At 67.1% G+C, this 20,288-nt stretch carries 17 protein-coding genes; 3 read left to right on the forward strand and 14 right to left on the reverse strand.

All coding sequences use genetic code 11. The annotated features are described in order from the left end of the window. Positions 1 to 454: 454 nt before the first annotated feature. The 9 genes from HUT07_RS17255 to HUT07_RS17295 form a co-directional block, all read right to left on the reverse strand. Positions 455 to 2,101 (reverse strand): CsgG/HfaB family protein, encoded by a 1,647-nt coding sequence (locus tag HUT07_RS17255; protein WP_176021938.1) that lies wholly within the window; start codon positions 2,099 to 2,101, stop codon positions 455 to 457. A 16-nt stretch (positions 2,102 to 2,117) separates the two neighbouring features. Continuing rightward, on the reverse strand, positions 2,118 to 2,792 hold the full coding sequence (locus HUT07_RS17260) for a hypothetical protein (RefSeq protein ID WP_176021939.1): 675 nt from the start codon (positions 2,790 to 2,792) through the stop codon (positions 2,118 to 2,120). Positions 2,793 to 2,925: 133 nt separating this feature from the next. Then, positions 2,926 to 4,026 (reverse strand): hypothetical protein, encoded by a 1,101-nt coding sequence (locus tag HUT07_RS17265; protein ID WP_176021940.1) that lies wholly within the window; start codon positions 4,024 to 4,026, stop codon positions 2,926 to 2,928. Beyond that, positions 4,017 to 5,213 (reverse strand): hypothetical protein, encoded by a 1,197-nt coding sequence (locus tag HUT07_RS17270; protein ID WP_176021941.1) that lies wholly within the window; start codon positions 5,211 to 5,213, stop codon positions 4,017 to 4,019. The genes HUT07_RS17265 and HUT07_RS17270 overlap by 10 nt, the downstream gene beginning before the upstream one ends. A gap of 107 nt (positions 5,214 to 5,320) precedes the next feature. Next, positions 5,321 to 6,583, reverse strand: a complete 1,263-nt coding sequence (locus HUT07_RS17275) for a sigma-70 family RNA polymerase sigma factor (RefSeq protein ID WP_176021942.1) — start codon at positions 6,581 to 6,583, stop codon at positions 5,321 to 5,323. A 45-nt stretch (positions 6,584 to 6,628) separates the two neighbouring features. Further along, positions 6,629 to 6,985 (reverse strand): DUF1428 domain-containing protein, encoded by a 357-nt coding sequence (locus HUT07_RS17280; RefSeq protein ID WP_176021943.1) that lies wholly within the window; start codon positions 6,983 to 6,985, stop codon positions 6,629 to 6,631. A 24-nt stretch (positions 6,986 to 7,009) separates the two neighbouring features. Further along, a complete protein-coding gene (locus HUT07_RS17285; protein WP_176021944.1) occupies positions 7,010 to 7,420 on the reverse strand; it encodes a VOC family protein in 411 nt (136 codons plus the stop codon). Positions 7,421 to 7,453: 33 nt separating this feature from the next. Next, positions 7,454 to 7,876 (reverse strand): VOC family protein, encoded by a 423-nt coding sequence (locus HUT07_RS17290; RefSeq protein ID WP_176021945.1) that lies wholly within the window; start codon positions 7,874 to 7,876, stop codon positions 7,454 to 7,456. 67 nt (positions 7,877 to 7,943) lie between these two features. Next, the gene (locus HUT07_RS17295; RefSeq protein WP_176021946.1) at positions 7,944 to 8,357 is read right to left on the reverse strand and encodes a YciI family protein; all 414 of its coding nucleotides are present in this window, start codon (positions 8,355 to 8,357) and stop codon (positions 7,944 to 7,946) included. A gap of 714 nt (positions 8,358 to 9,071) precedes the next feature. Here HUT07_RS17295 and HUT07_RS17300 point away from each other — a divergent pair. Then, positions 9,072 to 9,479, forward strand: coding sequence for a YciI family protein (locus tag HUT07_RS17300; protein WP_049464203.1), 408 nt, complete (start codon positions 9,072 to 9,074; stop codon positions 9,477 to 9,479). Here HUT07_RS17300 and HUT07_RS17305 read toward each other — a convergent pair. After that, positions 9,457 to 11,541, reverse strand: a complete 2,085-nt coding sequence (locus tag HUT07_RS17305) for an SMP-30/gluconolactonase/LRE family protein (RefSeq protein WP_176021947.1) — start codon at positions 11,539 to 11,541, stop codon at positions 9,457 to 9,459. The genes HUT07_RS17300 and HUT07_RS17305 overlap by 23 nt on opposite strands. Positions 11,542 to 11,691: 150 nt before the next feature. Between HUT07_RS17305 and HUT07_RS17310 the strand changes: the two genes are divergently transcribed. Then, complete coding sequence (locus HUT07_RS17310) at positions 11,692 to 13,227, forward strand: hypothetical protein (RefSeq protein WP_176021948.1); 1,536 nt, start codon at positions 11,692 to 11,694, stop codon at positions 13,225 to 13,227. A gap of 7 nt (positions 13,228 to 13,234) precedes the next feature. Here the strand turns inward: HUT07_RS17310 and HUT07_RS17315 are convergent, their stop codons facing one another. Both HUT07_RS17315 and cycA read right to left on the reverse strand, forming a co-directional pair. After that, positions 13,235 to 14,011 carry a lytic transglycosylase domain-containing protein gene (locus HUT07_RS17315; protein ID WP_176021949.1) on the reverse strand — a complete coding sequence of 259 codons (777 nt, stop codon included), beginning with the start codon at positions 14,009 to 14,011 and terminating at the stop codon, positions 13,235 to 13,237. Positions 14,012 to 14,392: 381 nt separating this feature from the next. Next, complete coding sequence (cycA, locus tag HUT07_RS17320) at positions 14,393 to 15,766, reverse strand: D-serine/D-alanine/glycine transporter (RefSeq protein WP_176021950.1); 1,374 nt, start codon at positions 15,764 to 15,766, stop codon at positions 14,393 to 14,395. A 228-nt stretch (positions 15,767 to 15,994) separates the two neighbouring features. Here cycA and HUT07_RS17325 point away from each other — a divergent pair, with 228 nt between their 5' ends. After that, positions 15,995 to 17,614 (forward strand): EAL domain-containing protein, encoded by a 1,620-nt coding sequence (locus HUT07_RS17325; RefSeq protein ID WP_176021951.1) that lies wholly within the window; start codon positions 15,995 to 15,997, stop codon positions 17,612 to 17,614. 294 nt (positions 17,615 to 17,908) lie between these two features. On the opposite strand, the gene HUT07_RS17330 is transcribed toward HUT07_RS17325, so the two are convergent. After that, positions 17,909 to 19,093: an MFS transporter gene (locus HUT07_RS17330; protein ID WP_176021952.1), complete on the reverse strand. Its 1,185-nt coding sequence runs from the start codon at positions 19,091 to 19,093 to the stop codon at positions 17,909 to 17,911. After that, on the reverse strand, positions 19,090 to 20,268 hold the full coding sequence (locus HUT07_RS17335) for a serine hydrolase domain-containing protein (RefSeq protein WP_176021953.1): 1,179 nt from the start codon (positions 20,266 to 20,268) through the stop codon (positions 19,090 to 19,092). The genes HUT07_RS17330 and HUT07_RS17335 overlap by 4 nt, the downstream gene beginning before the upstream one ends. Between the last annotated feature and the right edge of the window lie 20 nt (positions 20,269 to 20,288).

Consider the following 20,288-nt stretch of genomic DNA (forward strand, 5'->3'; position numbering starts at 1 on the left):
GGTGGGTGTCGACCTTGGTCGACACGGTAGATCCACGCCATGCGTGGATGACCAAAAAAAGGAGGCTCGGTCGCGCCAACCATGGCGCTTACACCCCCGCAACCGGGCCCACCCCGCCTTCGACAGATCTCGGCAATCTGTCTGGATGGCATGGCCTGCTATTGGTGGGTGTCGACCTTGGTCGACACGGTAGATCCACGCCATGCGTGGATGACCAAAAAAAGGAGGCTCGGTCGCGCCAACCATGGCGCTTACACCCCCGCAACCGGGCCCACCCCGCCTTCGACAGATCTCGGCAATCTGTCTGGATGGCATGGCCTGCTCTTGGTGGGTGTCGACCTTGGTCGACACGGTAGATCCACGCCATGCGTGGATGACCACAAACAAGAAGGGGGCAGATCCCTTTCCCGGCGGGAAAGGGCTCCGACCCCCACGTGCATGGAACTGGAGGTTCTTACCAGTTCGGGTCTTCAGCCGGGGCCGCGGCGGGCTTCGGCTTCGGCTTGCTGGCCGGACGCGCTGCGGCGGCCGGGGCGGCCGATGCGGTTGCGCCGGCGGCTGCCTTCGGCTTGCTGCCGAGCTTCTGACGCAGTTCGATCTGGCCCGGGCGGAAACCGCCGCGCATCGCATCCACGCCCTCTTCCAGGGTGCCGTAGGAGGTCTGCGCGGCCACGCGGTCGATGCGGATGGTGCAGCACGGATGCTCGCTGCGGCCGAGCGAACGCCCGGTCTGCGGGTCCTTCAGCTCTTCGCCCAGGCGCACGGCCTGCCAGCGCTGGCCGACCTGCACGGTGTCACCGCCCTGGCTCAGCACCACCTGGTCGCCGTCCACCGAAACCACAGACACCGGGAACAGCGTGGTGACGATATCGGTGCCGATCTGACCCGACAGCGAATCCATCATCGCTGCCGCCATGCTGCGGCCGTTGACCACGCGCGGCAGCGTACTCGGGCCGGTCGAGGCCAGCTGGTGATCGAAGCTGTCGGACATCACCACCTGGCCGGTGGTGGCGTTGACCAGGCGCAGGGTGATGCGGCCGCCACCGGAGTACGAGGTCACCTGGCGATCGGACATGCGCAGGTTGCGCACGCTGCGCGGGTACTCGAAACGTTCGATGGTCGGAATCAGGATCAGGTCGGTCGCCAGCTGCTGGCCAACGCGAGCGGTGTCCTGCAGGCGCACGTTGCCACTGTTGATGTGGTCGATCTCGGCCTGCAGTTCGTCGCCGAACTCGCGGTCCAGCACGATGAAGCGCTGGGTCTGGGTAAGGGTGTCGGACAGACGCGCGCGGATCGCCTGGGCGACCTCGTCGGCATTCACCCTGCCATCGCCCACGGCATAGCTGCCCGACTTGGTACGTGGCAGCGCCACCACGATCTTCGGCTTGCCTTCTTCATCCGGCGCACGGTACTGGGCAATCTGCGCGCGGACACGCACCTTCCAGTAGCTGCGCATGCTGCGCCGGGTGACATCCGAATCGAAGGAGCTGGCACCGCGCTTGGCGTCCACCTTCACCTGTTCTTCGTAGTTTTCCTTGACGCTGGCCGACGCCGAGCCCCCCTTGGCGGTGGCTTCACCGGAGGCGCTGGCCGAGGCCGAACCCTTGAAGCTCCAGCCTTCGTCGCTGGCACGCACGCGGGCGATGGTTTCTTCGTCGAGCTGGCTCACTTCATCCTGGGAGAGGATTTCATAGCCCAGCACCGCGCCCTGCGAACCGGCAATCATCTGCTGGGAGAACGCGTCGGCGCGGATATCGCCGACGTGTTCTCCGTCCACGTCCACATGCAGGCCTGCGCGCAGGCTCTGCATCTGGCTGGCCACGCGTACGCCGTTGACCTGGGCCACGGCCGACTGCAATGCCGCCAGCACCGCCAGTTCCGGGGTGCTGCCGATGCCGTCGGCTTCGCGCGCGACCTGGGTGGTGCCGCCGAAATCCGGCGTGCCACGCAGGGGCGCTTCCTGCACCGGCGCATTGCTGGCCAGTGCACTGGCGGCCTTGTCCTTGGCGGGTGCGGCTTCTGCCGGTGCATCCTGCTTGCCGCAGGCTGCCAGCAGGGCCGCGGCCAGGCCCAGGCCGATCAATCGAGTCGTCGTACGCATGCTGCGTTGCCTCGTATCAGAGCGAATCCAGCATCGAATCGGCGTTGGACGGCACCTTCACCTTGCTCTTCTTGGCGAAGGTCACGGCCGACTTGGTCGAGCCGTACAGGCCCTTGATGAAGCCCGGCGATTCCTTGGCGACCCAGGCACCGGCAGCCAGCTTGCGGCCAACGGTGGCCATCTGGCTGGCGCCCAGGTTCTTCAAGCCGGCCGCAAAGCCGCTGGCTTCGCCGCTCAGCTTCTGTGCTTCGGCAGCCGAGGACAGCAGCGAGACCAGGCCTTCGGCGTAGTGCTGCTTGGATTCAGCATTCAGTTCCGGCTGTGCGGCCTGGCGCTCGTCGATGGCAGCCTGTGCAGCCTGGCTGACCGAGACCGACTTCTTCATCGCATCGACGTTCACCGAACCGGACGACAGCGCCTGGCGCTCGGCTTCCAGCAGCTGCACCTGCTCGGCCAGGCCGAAGGCGCGGGCGAAGGAGGTCTGGGCCTGCAGCGAGTGCGACTGCGAGCTGACGAAACGACGGACCAGCGCTTCCTGCGCGGCTTCGTCCGGGGCGGCAGCGCTGGTGCTGCTGCTGGAGGTGCCGGTAGCGGCGCCGGCGATGTCCTTCAGCTTGCCGAACTGGGCATGCGCCGGCATCGACAGGGTAGCGGCCGCAATGGCAACGGCGAGAGCGGTAGTGCGGATCATGGAAGATTCCTTTGGGAGAGACGGCCGCGATGCGGCACGTGGAAAGACGGGAATTCTGCGGCGATGCCGGGCACGCTCGGCACCCACCAGAGCCGGTAGCGCCGGGCCATGCCCGGCGAGCGCAGCGGTAACGTCAGCGGACCGCCTTGACGTTCAGCTCGTTGATCATCTGCTGGGCGGCCTTTTCCGAAGCCAGCTGCAGCGCGTTGGTGCGGGCGACGGTTTCGTTCGGGCCGGTACCGGAGAACTGCACCGGACCCACCGACGACACGGTGCGCGGGAAGCGACCGGTCACGTCCAGCACCTTGCCGGTGACGGTGACGAACACGCGGGTGTTGCCGCTGGCCGGATCACGGTCGCGCATGCCGACGTCGAGGGTGCCGACGGCGATGTACGGGATGTTCGCCGCGCGGATGCCGTTGGCGGTGTCACGCAGGGTGGCCGGGGACAGGTCGTTGCCGGTGCTGAAGTCCTTGCGGATGCGCTCGATGCTGAGCAGGCCGCGCGACTCGCCTTCCACGTATTCGGCTTCAACCACTTCGTAGCCGGCGGCACTGAAGGCACCGGTGATAGCGGTGTTGACCTCGGCGGCGTTGGCCACTTTCCAGCTGATGTTGTCGCTGCGCGCAGTGGTGCTGCCGCCGCTGGTGACCGACACCGAGCCGTTCTGGTTGATGCTGCCGTTGGTGCTGACCGAGTTGCCGCGGAAGCTGTCGCCTTCACGGGTGTTCTCGCTGTAGCTGCTGCTGGCGTCGACGCGACGGTATTCCTTGTCCTGGAACGACTGCACGGTGTCCTGCGAGCGCGCCATGAACAGGAAGGTCAGCAGCGAGCGCTGTGCAGCGGTGGAACCGGCCACGGCCGAACCGGCATCCAGCTTGGTCTGCAGCAGGGTGGTGTTGATCTCGGCGCGGACAGTGACGCTGTAAGTCTTGGCCTTCTTGTCTTCGGTGTCCGACAGCTGCACGGCACTGAGCACGTAGCGATCGATTTCGCCGAGGAACTCGGCGCGACGCGATTCGAACAGGCGCAACTTGGCCGCACCGGACTCGGCGATATACGCCTCCAGTGCATTGGCCTTGGCCTTGTTCAGGGCCTGGGCACGGGTGTCGGCACTCAGGCGCAGGCTGTAGCTGGCCGAACCGGTACCGCGCGAGCTGGCGGTCTGCGCGGCGACCGGCGAGGCCACCGCCAGGGCGATGAGGATGAGCAGGATGGTACGCATCAGCGACATGATTTGATCAACTCCTGGAGGGCTTGGGTCTGTTGCTGCAGCGGGCGGCCGCCCGGCTTCTGCTCGTCCAGCCAGGCGCGCGAATCGGCACGCTTGGCGGCGGCGCCGGCGAAGGCATCGAAGCCGGCCAGCAGGGTTTCGTAGCTGGCCGACCACTGGTCGACCTGCCACTGCGTAACCGGCACCACTTTGGTGGCGCCCTTGCGCAGCGGTTGTTCGAAGTACACCTTGCCGGAGAACGGCTCGGTGACCTTGGCGGTGAAGAAGGCGCCGAACAGCATCGTCTTCATCGCTGGCGTTTCACTGATGACGCCGTTCTTCAGCGCATCCACCTGCAGGCTGATGACGTAGTCCGCCTCGGGAATCTTCAGCTGGTAGACCTTGCCGTCGGCAAAGCGCGCCGCCATGGCACCGCCGATGGCTTGGCCCGAGGCCGGCGGCAACAGGCCGACACCGGTGTTGGACGACAGCGTCTTGGACAGTTCATGGGCCAGCGTGGCACGCAGCGGGCCGGCCCACTTCGGGTCGGGCAGCTTGGCCAGCGTGGCGTCGGACAAGGTCACCGCACCCACCTGCAGGCGACGCGTGGCCGCTTCCGGCAGCTTGGCCTGGGCCAGGGTCGTGGCCAGCACCTGCGACAGGCTGGTGTCGGCGCCGCCGTACAGCAGATCGGCGACGATCGCATCGATATCGTCGCTGTCCGGGCGGTACTCCTGCACGTCGATGCGCTGCAGGGTCAGCGGATAGGAGGCGATCACCTGGCGCTCGCGGAAATCGAAGAACAGCGCCTGCAGGGCCACTTCCACCAGCACCTTGTACTGGCCGCCGATCGGTTCGACCGACACCAGTTCGCGGTCCAGCGCGGCGGCCAGGACCACGGCACTGGTGGTGCCATCGAGCATCGCCACCGGCTGGTCGATCAGTTCCAGGTTGGCCGGTGCGCGGCGCTTGAGCGCCTGTGCCAGCGTCTGGTTGAGCGGAATCAGGCCACGCTTTTCCAGCACGGCATGCGCATGCGGGGTGGTCGCCTGTACGGCGGCGGCGTCAGCGGTATAGGCAAAACCGGCCCAGTAGGCCTGCTGCGATTTGTCTGCGGCCTGGCTGGCCAACGGCCATACGGCCAGGCACAGGGCATAGGCAAGCAGGCGCGCAAAAGCGCGCGGTGCGCTCTTCGTCCTTGAAAACATCCAACCGCTCCTCGGTCACGACACACGAAAGACAGGCGTGAACACGCCCGCTGGGCGCGAAACATAGCCGCTCCGGGGCAAACCGACAAGTGCTGACCTTGTCGGCTTCAACTTTCCTGCGGCAGGCCGGCCCATTGCCGCAGCAGGGTCCGCTCGGCCTGGTTCTGGCTCAGGTTCGCCGCCGAGGCAAATGCGTCACGTGCATCCTGGTCCCGTCCCAGCTGCAGCAGCAGCTCACCCCGCACCACCATCAGCGGTGCATACCCCTGCAGTCGTGGCTCGTCCAGCAACGGCTGCAGCAGCGCCCACGCAGCGAACGCACCTTCGCTGCGCGACACCGCCACTACCCGGTTCAATGCCACCACCGGCGACGGCATCACCTGCAGCAACTGCGCATACAGTGCGGCGATCCGCGCCCAGTCGGTGTCTTCGGCGCGGCGCGCACTGGCATGGCAGAACGCGATCCGTGCCTGCAGCACGTAAGGATCATCGCCGCCCCCTGCGGACACCGCGCGCGTCAGTGCCTGCTGGCCGCGTTCGATCTGCAGCCAGTCCCACTGCGCCCGGTTCTGCTGGTCCAGCAGGATCGGCGCACCCTGCGCGTCCACGCGTGCCGCCGCACGCGACGCCTGCAGCTCCATCAGCGCCAGCAGACCGAGCACCGGGGGCACCGGCATCCGATGGGCCAGAATGCGCGCCAACCGCAGCGCCTCGGCACACAGCGCCGGTCGCATCCAGTCATCGCCCGCACTGGCCGCATAGCCTTCGTTGAATACCAGGTAGATGGCCTCCAGCACCGATGCCAGTCGTTCCGGCAATGCGTCGGCACGCGGCACTTCGTAGGGCACCTGCTTCTGCGCCAACGTGCGCTTGGCACGCACGATGCGCTGGGCAATGGTCGGCTCCGGCTGCAGGAACGCGCGGGCGATCTCGATCGTGGTCAACCCACCCAGCAGGCGCAGGGTCAGCGCCACCCGCGCGTCGGCAGGCAGCACCGGATGGCAGGCCACGAACATCAGCCGCAGCAGGTCATCGCCGATGTCGTCTTCCAGCGCCTGGCTGTCGTCGGGCGCGGGTAATGCGGCCGGATGCAGTTCCTCTCCCCATTGCGCATGCTGCTGCGCCACCCGCTGGTGCTGGCGCAACACATCGATGGCACGGTTGCGCGCAGTGGTCATCAGCCAGGCTCCGGGATTGTCCGGGATGCCCTGCACCGGCCAGCGCTCCAGCGCGGCCAGCCAGGTGTCCTGGGCCAGCTCTTCGGCACGACCGACGTCGCCGCCGAGCAGGCGCGCCAGGCGCGCGATCAACACTGGCGATTCCATCCGCCAGAGGGTGTCCAGACGCTGACTCAGGGCGGGCTCGTGCATGCGCCGATCACAGCACGCAGGCCGGGCCCACACAAGCGCCGCAGCTCACGCTTCAACAATCGGCTTGAAGCCGCCCCAGAACATGCGTTTGGTATCGAACGGCATGTCCTTGGGGCCGATATGCGCCAGCCGCGGATCCGCCATCACCTTCTTGTTGATGCGATCGCGCGCAGCACGCGAGCGGAACACCACGAAGGCCACGATCACCGTTTCGCCAGGCTTGAGCTTCACGGCCTGCGGGAACGAGGTCGATTTTCCGGGTTGCACGTCATCGGCCACGCATTCCATGTACTGCAGCGCGCCATGGTCCTTCCACACCGCGCCGGCCTTGCGGGCAAGGCGGCGGTAGGCCGCCACCTTGTCCTGCGGGCACGGCAGTACGTAGGCATCCACGTAAGCCATGAGGGTTCTCCCTTGCGGCGGCCGTCAGCCCGGCTCGCCGTCCATGTGTGCGATTTCCCAGAGATGCCCATCCAGGTCCTGGAAGCCGCGCTGGTACATGAAGCCAAGGTCGCGCGCCGGCTGCGGTTCGCTGGCGCCTGCGGCCAGTGCCTTGTCCACCATCGCGTCCACCGCCGTGCGGCTGTCGGCCGACAGGCAGGTGATCACTTCGGTCTGCGTGTGCGCATCGGCGATGCCCTTGGTGGTGAACTGCTGGAAGAACGGCTTCACCAGCAGCATCACGAAGATGCTCTCGCTGATCACCATGCAGGCGGCGTTCTCATCAGTGAAGGCCGGGTTGAAGCTGTAGCCCAGCGCGGCGAAGAACGCCTTGGCTTTTTCCAGATCCTGCACGGGCAGGTTGACGAAGATCATCTGCGGTTGCGGCGTGCTCATCGGTGCGGTTCCTTGCGGTAGAGGGAAAGAGAATCAGGGCTGCTTCATGCAGTTGACCATCCACGGCTTGCCGTAGCGGTCGGTCAACATGCCCCAGCGATGGGCCCAGAAGGTTTCGGCGATCGGCATCTGTACCTGGCCACCTTCGGCCAGTGCCGCGAACACGCGTTCGGCCTCTTCGATGCTGTCCACGTCGACGTTGATGGTGGTCGAGCCACCCTCGCCGCCGCCGGGACCATCGGCCGCCATCACGATGGCGTTGCCGATCTCCAGCTGGCTGTGCGCGACGTGGTCGAGAGTTTCCGGCGGCATCTCGTTGCAGCCCGGCGAGCCGTCGGACGGCGGCATGTCGCGGTACTTCATTTCCGACGTGACCTGCCCGCCGAGCGCCTTGGCATAGAACGCCATTGCGTCGTGGGCCTGGCCGCTGAAGCCGAGGAAGGGAATCAGTTTCATGGGAATGCTCCGTTGTACGTTTCAGGGCGGCAGCGCCGGGCCATGCCCGGCGGGGAAATGGATCGGATCAACCTTCCAGCTGTGCACGCAGACGCTGTTCCTGCTGCTGTAAGTCGGGGGTGAAGGCTTCACCGAAGTCTTCGGCGGTGATCAGGGGACGCAGTTCCAGCGTGCCGCCACTGCCGAACGGCGCGCGGCTGGCCCACTCGACGGCTTCCTCCAGCGAACGCACCTCCCACAGCCAGAAGCCGGCGATCTGCTCGCCGGCCGGGCCGAACGGGCCGGCCTCGACCCTGGGCGCGCCGCTGCCGAAATGAATACGCCGGCCACGCTGGGTGGCATGCAGGCCTTCCCCGGCGAGCATGATGCCGGCGGCCACCAGTTGTTCGTTGTAGGCGCCCATGGCGGCCAGTTCCTGCTCGCTGGGCAGGCGTCCGGCTTCGGAATCGGCGTTGGCTTTGACGATCACCATCACTTTCATTGCGGTCTCCGCTGGGCTGCGGGTGCGTGCCCTTCCCTCATACAACGAACCACGGTCGCGGGAATCGACAGGTTCTTGGAAATTATTTTTGTCGCGGAAGGCGCGCCTTCGGCGGGGATCGGCGAACGGCGAGGCCCCTCCGTGGTGGAAGCTCAGGCATGGGGCTGGGGGTTGGCCGGGTGGGTAGACGGGTCGGGGGACGCCGTAAACCCATCCCTGGGGGCTTGGCCGCGGCATCCATGCCGCGGACACCCCCGCCCCGCCTACCCACCCGGCCACGGACAGGTTCCTGTCTCCGATCCACCACGGGAAGATCAAGAAAAAAGGCAGAAGCAACAGCAACAGCAAAAGCGGTCGGCTGGCTGCCTTGGCTTTACGAGCGAAGCGACCCGCTTTTGCCCTTGTTTATGATTTCCCGTGGTGGACGCCGCAGGAACCTGTCCGTGGCCGGGCGGGTGGGCTGCGCAGGGGCGTAAGCGCCATGGATGGCGCGCCCGAGCCTACAGGGACGTATTCACGGCGTCCCCTGCGCAGCCCACCCGCCCGGCCAACCCACAGAGATGCAGCTCTTCACGACCAACCGCCACCGCGGAGGGGCTCCGCCGTTCGCCGATCCCCGCCGCAGGCGCGCTCTCCGCTCTGCCTTTCGCAGTGCAGCATGCCCACGCGCAAACCTGCGCCATCATGGGCACCCGCCCCCGCCAGGACTCCGCCATGCAGCAGTACCTGCTCCTGATCTACATCGACCCGTCGCTGCTGCGCACGCTGCCCATCGACGACTTCAATACGTTGATGCGCGACTGCCTCGCCCACGCCGACAAACTGCAGGCCGAGGGCACGCTGCTGGCTGCGCAGAAACTGCAGCCGATCGAATCGGCGCAGACCCTGCGCGTGCGCGATGGCCACAGCCGTGTACTCGATGGTCCCTTCGCCGAAACCCGCGAACTGCTGGCCGGCTTCAACCTGATCGTCGCCCGCGACCGCGATGAGGCCATGCGTATCGCCCAAGGATTCCCATGGGCCCGCTTCGGCAGCATCGAGGTGCGGCCGCTGGAAGACATGGACGCCGAGCGCGAACGCTGCGGCGCCCCTGCTGCGGCTATGGCAGCAGCCGTACCCTGATCTCGCGCGGACCTACGCCTTCGTTGCCGCTGTAATCGCGTGCACTGGCACGCACGATGTACTCGCCCGGCGGCAACGCCGCCGGCTGCCAGCGGCCGGTTTCCATCAGGCCATCGCGCACGGTGTTGGTCACCAGATAACGGAAGCGGGTGACTGCGCTGCCATGCACGGTGATGCCACTGTCCGGCGCATAAGCCACTTTCACCGCCTGCTTCTGCGGTGGCATGCGGTTGAAGACGATGTTCCAGCGCGGTTGCTCGTAGCCCTGCAGCGGCTGCCCGGCGGCATCCAGGATCTGGTAGCCCACCTGGTATGGCCCCAACCGGCGACGCGGCAGGTTGTTGTCCACCTGGTCCCAGGCTTCCACCACGATCTGCACGCCACGTCCCTGCCGGGCCAGCATCACTACACCGTCGCTGCCGGCGGTCAGTGGCTGGTCGTTGTCATCCAGCAGCGCCACATCGGTGATGCGCGGCGCGAAGCGATCGGCATAGTTCTTGAACCCCAACGCCACCGCATTGGTCTCGAAACCGCCATTGCCCACGGCCAGGTGCACATGCGCCTGGTTGTTGATGCTGCCCAGGCGGTCGCCTACGTGGATGCGCGTGCCACGCCGCACGCGGATGCGCTCCAGCGTGCCGTCTTCGGCATACAGCGGTTGCCAGCGCGCGTCGAACGGTTCGCCGCGTGGCGTACGACCGACGCGCATATGGATGTACTTCAACCGGTCCACGGCCAATCCCTCCGCTTGCCCACCCAGGCTCCAGGCGGCAATCGGGCTGCTGATCTTGCCCTCGGCAATCGCCAGCACGGTCTGGCCCACATCGCCGCGCACGTCGAAGCCACCGTGCAGGTGGTGGCGGCTCTCGCCCTGGAAGGTGCCGCGCACCTCACCGAGCGTGCCGACCACTTCGTGCCAGCCGTCCTGTGGTGCCAGCGGCCAGCGCCCACCACTGTCCGGCAGCGCCGCATCGGAGGCCGGGCCCACCAGCGCCGGTGCGGGCAGTTCCCCCACTGGCAGCGGGCGCAGGCGATGCAGTCGATAGCCCGCGGAGTCGGCCACCAGCAGGGCGCCGTCGGCTTCCACGGCCAGGCCACTGGGACGCGCCAACCGTGGCAGGCGGTCATTGCCCAGCAACGCCAGTTGATGGCCCTGCGGCGTCACCTGCACGATGCGCCCGTCCAGGTCACCTACATACAGCACACCGTCATGGGTGGTGGCCAATGACAGCGGACCGTTGATGACCTCACCCTTGCCGACCGCGGTGCTGACCGTGCCATCGGCGCCGACACGACGGATCGCATTGTTGAACAGGTCGGCCACCAGCAGCGCGCCGTGCGCATCGAAGGCGAGCGCAACGGGCGTATCGAAGCGGGCATCAACACCCGGTGCGTCGACGAAGCCCGGGCGGTCGCCGCCGGCCAGCGTACGCACGTTGCCATCGGTACCGATCACGCGGATGCGGTCGTTCCAGGTATCGGCCACGTAGACCTGTCCCTGCGCATCCACGGCGATGCCCATCGGTCCATCGAAACGCGCCTGTGCGGCGGGACCATCGGCGAAGCCCTGCTGGCCACCGGCCAGCGTCGTCACTTGGCCATCGGTGCTGATGCGCCGGACCGCATGATTGCCGGTGTCGGCCACATACAGATTGCCCTGTGCATCGGCGGCAATGCCCGAGGGTGTGTTGAAACTCGCCTGCAGCGCAGGTCCGTCAACACGTCCCTCGCCCTGCCCCGCCACCGTTTCGACACGCCCATCGGCCAGGCGGCGGCGGATGCGGTTGTTGTCACCGGCATCGGTGAAGTAAACGCTGCCATCGGCAGTGCCCAGCAGCGCATAGGGATCGGCGAAGCGTGCCTGCGCCGAGGCGCCATCGCGATCACCCGGATGACCGTCGCCGGCCAGCAGCTCGATCTGTGCGGTCCACGCCAGCGGTGTCGGTACAGGGCCCGCCGGCACCTGCGGGCCGGAAGCGGGGAATTCCCACCAGGTTGCCGCCAGGGCGACTGCCGTTGCCACCACCACCGCACCCACCGCCATCCCTTGCCACCGCGCCATCGTCCCGTTTGCCTGTGCTTGCATGAAGAGGCACGAACGATAATCGCTGCGCCCGTGCAGCGCCATGGCCGATGGTCAGGGCCCTTTCACAACGCTTGTCCTGCGCAGCCACAGCGGGTTCAATGTCCGCTCCATGGACGGAGGTCTACCATGCCCCGCTGTACCCCACTCTTCCTGCTGCTGTTTACCGCCCTGGCCAGCGCCAGCGCGTCGGCGAACGTGCCGCGCACATCCACTTCCCCTTCGCAGCCTGCGGCCGATGTGACGATGGACGCTGCGCATGCGGCGTACGCGCAGCAGTGGGATACGGCCATCGAGCAGTCCAGCAGTGGCAATACACTGGCCGCGTTGATCGCCATGGAACGGCTGATGGAGAGCCCGCTGCTGGCAGATTTCGACGCCGAGCGCCGCGGCCGCGCCGCGCATTTCGCCGGTTGGACGGCAGCCAGGCAGAAGCAGCCCGCACTGGCGCGGCGCTATCTGCAGCAGGCACTGCAGGCATTGCCGGGCGATGCACAGATCCTGGCCACGCTGGTGTCGATGGACCTCAACGATGACCAGCCGGCACTGGCGGTCGAGCATCTGACACAGGCGCTGGCGCGTGCCAACGGCCCGCTGCCGATCGACCATCACGTCATCAGCTACCTGCAGCACCACCTGCGCGAACAGCCTGTGCAACGCATGGCGCTGCTGCAGGCGCTGTTCGACAACGGGTGGAAGAGTGGCGGCATCGAACCCACCGGGCTGTGGTTGGCGCTGGCCACGCTGCAGGCCGACAACGGTCGCGGCGATGCCATACCGGCCACGCTGGCCCGCATCGACAGTCCGGGCGAAATCATCCGCCTGCGCAGCGACAAGCGCTTCGACCGTTACGTGGACCGCACCGATGCACGCTTCGATCCGGTCAAGGCCGCGCAGGCCCATCTGGACGCCCTGCGCGTCTCCGGCCTGCTCGATCGCGACCTGGATGCACGCTTGGTGGATTTCAGCAGCACGCTGCTGATGCTGGATCGCAACGAGGAAGTGCTGGCGCTGACCAATGATCTGGCCGAAGCCGTCGCGGAAGGACAATCGCCATCCGCCGCCAAAGCAGAGTGGTTGGGGTGGTTGCTCAACAGCCGCATCGGCGCGCTGCGTCGCTTGGGGCGCACCGACGAAGCGCTGGCGACGGCAAAGCTTGCCGCCCGCATCGGCGCTCTCGGGCCCGATGGCCTGGAGCACCAGATGAACCTGGCCTTCGTACTCAACTCACTTGGCCAGACACAGGAAGCAGGCGCGGTGATGGACACATTGACCGAACTGAGCGGCTACGGCCAGGCCGCACAGGCCTTGATCCAGTTCGCCGCTGCGCGCCAACGCGGTGATGCCAGCGCTGCCGCCGCGGCACGTGCGGTCATCGTCGCCCAGCGCCAGGACGCGCGCCTGTTCTACCGCGAGATGCTGCTGGAGGAAGGCGATCTGGATGCTGCCGCAGCGGTGCTGATCGAGCAGCTGCGCTCGCCGCTGGAACGCAGCGACGCGCTCGCCAGCCTGCAGGACATGCGCGTGTATCCCTCGTTGGCGGGCGATGTGCGCATTGATGCCGCCTGGCGCGAACTCAAGCAGCGTGCCGACGTGCAGGCCGAAGTGGCGCGCGTCGGTCGCATCGAGCGTTACGACCTGGTGGGCAGCACCACATCGCGCTGAGCGCGGGCTACTTCGCCGGCACTTCGATGCGGATGCCCATCGCCTCGCGATAGCGGGTGTACAGGGCCATCACCTTGTCCACGTAGGCAAGGGTTTCGGCATACGGTGGCACGCCCTTGTAGCGTGCCACCGCACCGATGCCAGCGTTGTAGGCGGCCGCCGCCAACGGACGGTCGCCGTTGTAGCGACGCAGCAGCGCGCGCATGTAGCGGGCGCCGCCATCGATGGACTGCTGCGGCGAGAACGGGTCGCGCACGCCGTATTCCATTGCGGTGTCGGGCATCAGCTGCATCACGCCCTGCGCGCCCTTGCTGGACACCGCCAGCGCGTCGAAATTGCTTTCGGCATGGGCAATCGCCCGCAGCCAGGCATCGTCCACACCGGTGGCCTTGGCCGCCGCCTTGAACTGTTTTGCGTGCTGGGCCAGCTGCGGCTTGCCGACCTTGCCCAGGCCTTCGTGCGCCGGCTCGCCCGGCGGTGTGGCCACGGTGAACTTCAGGAACACCCGCGAGCCGGGCAGGTTGCGGGTGGAATAGACGAGCGTGCCGTCCTGTTCGCGCTCGTACAGCACGCCACTGAACACGCCCATGTTGCCCCACAGGTTGGGGGTCTGCACGGCGCTGTCGTCGATCTCTTTCGGCGTGCAGCGCGAGCCGGGCTCCGGTGCGGTGGCCAGGCTGACCGTGTTGCCCTGTACGCAGCGGTAGACCGTGCGCGCAGCGGCCAGCCCTGGCCATAGGCCAGACAGCAGCAACAGCGCGACGAGGGTGGGACGGAGGGACATGGCGGCCGGATGATCCGGCGGCGGCCGCTAACAATGAGTGAATGGGGGTTTTCGGCCGGGCGGCGCCCGGCACCCGCAGAGGCAACGGCAACGGCAACGGCCGAGGCAACAGCAACTGCAACAGCGGCATTCCGTGGGATGGCGGGGTGGGTCCGGTGGCGGGGGGCGCCGTGAATCCGTCCCTGGAGGCTTGGGCGCGCCATCCATGGCGCTTACACCCCCGCCACCGGACCCACCCCGCCTTCGACAATTCCCCGCGACCTGGGAACGGTGTTCTGTGCGGCTGTTGGTGGGTGTCGACCTTGGTCGACACGTAGATCCACGCCATGCGTGGATGGGACTCACCGAGGCTGTGAGATCTGTTGGCGAGGGTCTTCCTGATTACCGGGCCATCTTCCGCCGCAGCCAATAGCCCGCGCCCAGCAGCACGAACCATGCCGGGCTGGCCACCAGCGCCTGGCGGGTGTCGGCCTGCAGGCTCAGCAGCACCAGCACGGCGGCAAAGAACACCAGGCAGGCCCAGCACATCACCACGCCACCGGGCATCTTGAAGATCGAGGCCGCGTGGCGCTCCGGGTAGCGACGGCGGTAGACCATGTAGGCCACCAGGATCAGCGACCAGACGAAGATGAACAACACCGTCGCCAGGGTCGTCACCAGGGTGAAGGCGGTCACCAGGTTGGGGATCAGGTAGATCAGCAGGGTGCCGCCCAGCAGGCACAGGCAGGAGAACAGCAGGCCGCGTGCCGGCACCGCTGCGCGCGAGAGCTTGGACAGGCCACGCGGTGCATGGCCTTCCTCGGCCAGGCCGAACAGCATGCGGCTGGTGGAGAAGATGCCGCTGTTGGCCGAGGACGTGGCCGAGGTCAGCACCACGAAATTGATCAGACTGGCGGCGGCGGGAATACCGGCCAGCACGAACAACTGCACGAACGGGCTCTTGTCCGGTACCACCTGGCGCCACGGGGTGACAGCCATGATCGCGACCAGCGCCAGCACGTAGAAGATGATGATGCGCACGGGAATCGAGTTGATCGCCTTGGGCAGGTTGCGCTCGGGGTCGGCGGTTTCGGCGGCGGTGGTGCCGACCAGTTCGATGCCGACGAAGGCGAACACCGCGATCTGGAAACCGGCGAAGAAACCGACCAGGCCCATCGGGAACATGCCGCCGTCATTCCACAGGTTCGACAGTGATGCGGTGTGCCCGCTGGGCGAGGTGAAGCCCCACGCGACCAGGCCGGCACCGGTGATGATCAGCGCGCAGATCGCCACGATCTTGATCAGTGCGAACCAGAATTCCATTTCGCCGAACAGCTTCACCGTCACCAGGTTCAAGGCCAGCAGCAGCATCACGCAGGCCAGTGCGGGTATCCATGCGTCCAGCCCGGGGAACCAGAACTGCGCATAGGCGGCGATGGCGATCACATCGGCGATGGCGGTGACGATCCAGCAGAACCAGTACGTCCATCCACAGAAGAATCCGGCCCACGGCCCGAGCAGATCAGTGGAGAAATCGATGAAGGATTTGTACTGCAGGTTGGACAGCAGCAGCTCGCCCATCGCCCGCATCACGAAGAACAGCATTGCGCCGATGATCAGGTAGACGAAGACGATGGAGGGGCCGGCCAGGCTGATGGTCTTGCCCGAGCCCATGAACAGGCCGGTGCCGATGGCACCGCCGATGGCGATCAGTTGCAGGTGGCGGTTGGACAGGCTGCGGCGCAGGTGCTCGGGGGGCGTGGCGGGCTCGGTCATGGGCGCGGGAAGAGGCGGGTGAAGCGTCCGACGGTAGTCCTCCCGCTGCCACAACGCCAGCGCCGGGCGGCCCCGATCCGTCAGCAGGTGTCACTTTCACCACAATGTGACCCATTACCGGATTTATCCCATTCCACCCAGCCCGGCGCCGTGTTCATATACCGCCATCGCCCAAGGACCGGCCCCTCCCATGTGCCCAGCCCTGCACACTTCCCTGGAGCCCCGGTCATGAGCCGCCTGCGGGTCATCATCGGCGGCACCGTACTGGCCGTACTGGCCGCTGCAGTGCCGATCGCGGTCATGGTCTATGCCACCTGGGACCGAGCCGTAAGCGTCGAACAGCAGCGACTGCATGCCATCGCCGAGCGCACCCTGCAGCGGACCGAAATGTCCTACCAGGAAGCGCTGGCGGCGCTGAAATCGGCCGAGGCCAGTACGCTGCCGCCATGCGGGGCCGAACACATCCGGCGCATGCAGACCTTGGTGATGACCACACCCTCGTCCGACCAGATGGGCTACTTCGAGGACGGCAAGCTGCGCTGCACGTCCTGGGGACCGTTCCAGCGGGATGTGGACCAACCCACACCGGACCATGTCACCAGCGATGGCGCCGGCATCACCGTGGATGTCCGCCCCGAGGCGGCCGGTCGGCGGCCGATGCTGTCGATCATGTACGGCTCCTACGACGTGCTGGTCGATCCTCGACGCTTCATCGATGTCGTCGTCGATCCGGATGTGCGCATGGCACTGGCCAGTCCGGATGGACGGCTGCTGACCCGCCAGGACGGCATGGACCCCACCCTGTTGCAGCAACTGCTGCGTGAGCCCGGCGAAGGCCTGGACCGCGACACCCTGTACGCCAGTGCACGCAGTGGCGAATGGCTGGCGATCGCCACGGCGCCGCGCACCGCGCTGGCGGCCACGTTCCGGCAGCAGGCGTGGCTCTTCGTACCCTTGGGACTGCTGATGGCCGCCGCCGGTGCCGGCCTGGTGATCTGGCTGTCGCGACGCCGGCTGTCGATGCGTGGCGAACTGGGCATCGCCATCCGCCGTCGTGAACTCTACCTGCACTACCAGCCGATCATCGAACTGGATACCGGCATCTGCGTCGGCGCCGAAGCGCTGGTGCGCTGGCAGCGCCCCGACGGTACGCAGGTGCGTCCGGACCTGTTCATACCCTTGGCCGAAGAAGCTGGAATGATCGCCGCCATCACCGATCTGGTGATCGAGAACGTCGTTGCCGACATGCGCGAACTGCTGGCCGAGGATCGCAGTGCGCACATCGCGATCAACCTCGCGGCGGAAGACATCAGCAGCGGGCGGGCCCTGAAGGTGATTTCCCAGCGCATGGCCGGCAGCGGCATCCTGCCGCAGCAGATCTGGCTGGAGGCCACCGAGCATGGCTTCCTCGATATCGACCGGGCCCGCACCATGCTGGCTGCGGCGCGACGCGCGGGCCACAGCGTGGCCATCGATGATTTCGGCGTCGGCTATTCCAGCCTGCAGTACCTGCAGCAGCTGCCGTTGGACGCGCTGAAGATCGACAAGTCCTTCGTCGATGCGATCGGCACTGAAAGTGCGACCAGCCCGGTCACGCCGCACATCATCGGCATGGCCCGCGAGCTGGGCCTGTGGCTGGTGGCCGAAGGCGTGGAAACCGAAGCACAGCTGGCCTACCTGCACAGCCAGCACGTGCAGTTCGGCCAAGGGTGGTTGTTCTCGCGGCCGTTGCCGCGCGATGAGTTCATCGCCTTCCATCGCAAGCGCCAGCAGCAGTACGGTGCGGCACGGGAGCATATGCAGAATCCGCGCAGCGTGCCGTTCGAGCGTGAGCAGGCGGGGGAGTAGTCGGCGAACGGCGCAGCCCCTCGTGGTGGATCGCTAAGAGCGGTTCGTGGGTTGGTCGGGCGGGGTGGATACGCGGGGGACGCCGTGAATCCGTCCATGGAGGCTTGGCCGCGGCATCCATGCCGCGGACACCCCCGCGTACCCCCCCCCCCCGACCCGGGACAGATCTCTGCGGCGCTCCACCACGTAGAAGAGAAAGAAAAAGCGAAAGCAACAGCGGGTCGTTGCGCTCTCGCGTTCTGCTCTCTGTAGTGCCGGCCGCTGGCCGGCAACCCCGTCACCCTTGATCGATGCCTACGCCCAGGCCTTCGGCCGGGCCCACAGCCATGCTGCGCACACCACCAGCAGCAGCAACGGCAACCAGGCCAGATGCTGTGCACCGCTGGCCTGCAGCATCAGGCCGCCGCCGACGCCACCGGCGGCGATGGCCAGGTTCCAGCCGGTCACCAGCATCGATTGCGCGAGGTCGGCAGCGGCGCCGGCGCGGCGGGCCAGTGCGGTCTGGAACAGGGTTGGTACCGCACCAAACGCGACGCCCCACAGGATCGTCACCAGCAGCAGCACAGCCGGCACGCCCGGCCACAGCAGCAGCGAAACCACTGCCATCACGAAGCCGATCACGCTGGCCCACACCAGCGCGCGCAGGTGACGGTCAACGCCCCAGCCGGCGATGGCGATGCCCACGATCGCGGCGATGCCAAATGCCAGCAGCAGCCGGTCCAGCCAACCACCCGCGCCCGCCTGCACCGCCAACGGCTCGATGTAGGTGTACAGCACGTTGTGCGCCAGCACGTACAGCACCATCACCAGCAACGTACTGCGGATGCCTGGCATGCGCCAGACCGAGCCCAGCGACATGCGCCGGCCCGCACCAGCTGCCGGCAATGCAGGCAGCGCCCACCGCGCATAGCCGAGCAGCAGCACTGCCAACACGCTCATCAACGCGAACGCCCAGCGCCAACCGATCTGCTGGCCCAGCAACGTGCCGGCCGGTACCCCCAGCGACAGCGCCAGCGGTGAGCCGATCATCGCCACCGCAATCGCCCTGCCCTGCAGTTCCGGCACCACCATGCGCGCGGCATAACCGGCCACCAGCGACCACAGCAGGCCCGCGCCCACGCCTGCCAGGAAGCGCGCCACCAGGGTCAGTACGTAGTCGTGGCTCAACGCGGTCACGGTATTGACCACCATGAAGCCGGCAATCGCCGCCAGCAGCAACGGACGCCGCGGCAGGCGCTGGGTGAGTGCGGTCATCGGCAGAGCGGCCAGCACCGAACCCAGTGCGTACACGCTCACCAGTTGTCCTGCCGCCGCGTCGCTGACGCCCAGACTCTCGCCCATCGGCCGCAGCACGCCGGCGGGCAGCGTTTCGGTCAGCAGGGTGATGAAGCCACCACCGGCCAAGGCCAACAGGCCCCGCCACGGCAGGCGTGTTGCCTCACCAGCGGGTGCCCCTGCATCGATCGCGTGGCCGCTCATCGCACCGTCTCCATGTCGGTGTACACCGCGTCGCGCAGTTCATCGACAAACGCGCCATGCATGCCTTCGTACAGCGTGTTGGTCAGCGCGACCACGCTCAGGCCGCGCGCCGGGTCGACGAACCAGCTGTGGCCGTAGGCACCGCCCCAACGCCATGTGCCCACCGACTGTGGCGTGCCGCTGGCCGCTGCATCACGCAGCACGGCAAAGCCCAAGCCGAAGCCCCAGCCGGGCGGATCGACCGGTCCCAGCTCGCCCAGCTGCGGTGTTCCCATCTGTGCCACGAGGGTGTCGGGCAGCAGGCCCGATGCACGCCCATCGCGCAGCGCCTCCAGCACGGTCATCAGCTCGTCAGCGGTGCCCACCAGGCCCGCGCCGGCCGACGGATAACGATGCGGATCAGTCGCCCGCGCCAGGCTGTACTCTATGCCCACCGAGCCCTCGAACGCAGGTACCACTTCGCCCTCACGCAGCCGATGCGGCTGCGGCAGGTCAGTGACATACGGCGTCGCCAGGCGGCTGCCCTCGGCGGTAGCGAAGCGGGTGTCGCGCAAGCCCAGCGGCTGCGCCAACAGTCGATCGAACAGCGCCTGCAATGTCTCCCCTGTCGCCGCTTCAGCCACCGCGCCGGCCACGTCCACGCCCAGCGAATACAGCCACTGGCTGCCCGGCGCAAACAACAACGGCGCCTGCGCGATGCGCTGCACGTTCTGCTGCAGCGTCACTGCGTTGGCGTCCATGCCATCGCTCACGTCCGCCTGCGCATACGGCCCCTCGGCATCGGCTTCCAGGAAGCGGTAGCCCAGCCCGCTGCTGTGGCTGAGCAGCTGTCGCAGGCTGATCGGTGGCCGGCTGCCATCGGCCAGTGCCGGGCGGAACGCTGGCAACCAGCGCTGCACCGGCGTGTCCAGGTCGAGCACGCCCTCGGCTACCAGTCGCAGGAACACCGTGGTCAGCAGCGGCTTGCTCACCGAAGCCAGCCGGAACAGGTGATCTCGGCGCATCGGTGTGTTCGATTCACGCTCGGCCAGGCCGCTGGCGCTGGCATGGCGCAGCACGCCGTGCTCGCGTACCAGCACCACCGCACCCACCAGGCGCTGCGGATGCACGGCCTGCAGCAGCGTGCTCACCGAGGGTAGCGCCGGCGCAGTATCAACAGGGAGGGCGAGTGTCATCAGGGTGATCCGTGGGGAGA

Source organism: Stenotrophomonas sp. NA06056 (assembly GCF_013364355.1).
In the GTDB taxonomy this organism is placed as follows: Bacteria; Pseudomonadota; Gammaproteobacteria; order Xanthomonadales; family Xanthomonadaceae; genus Stenotrophomonas.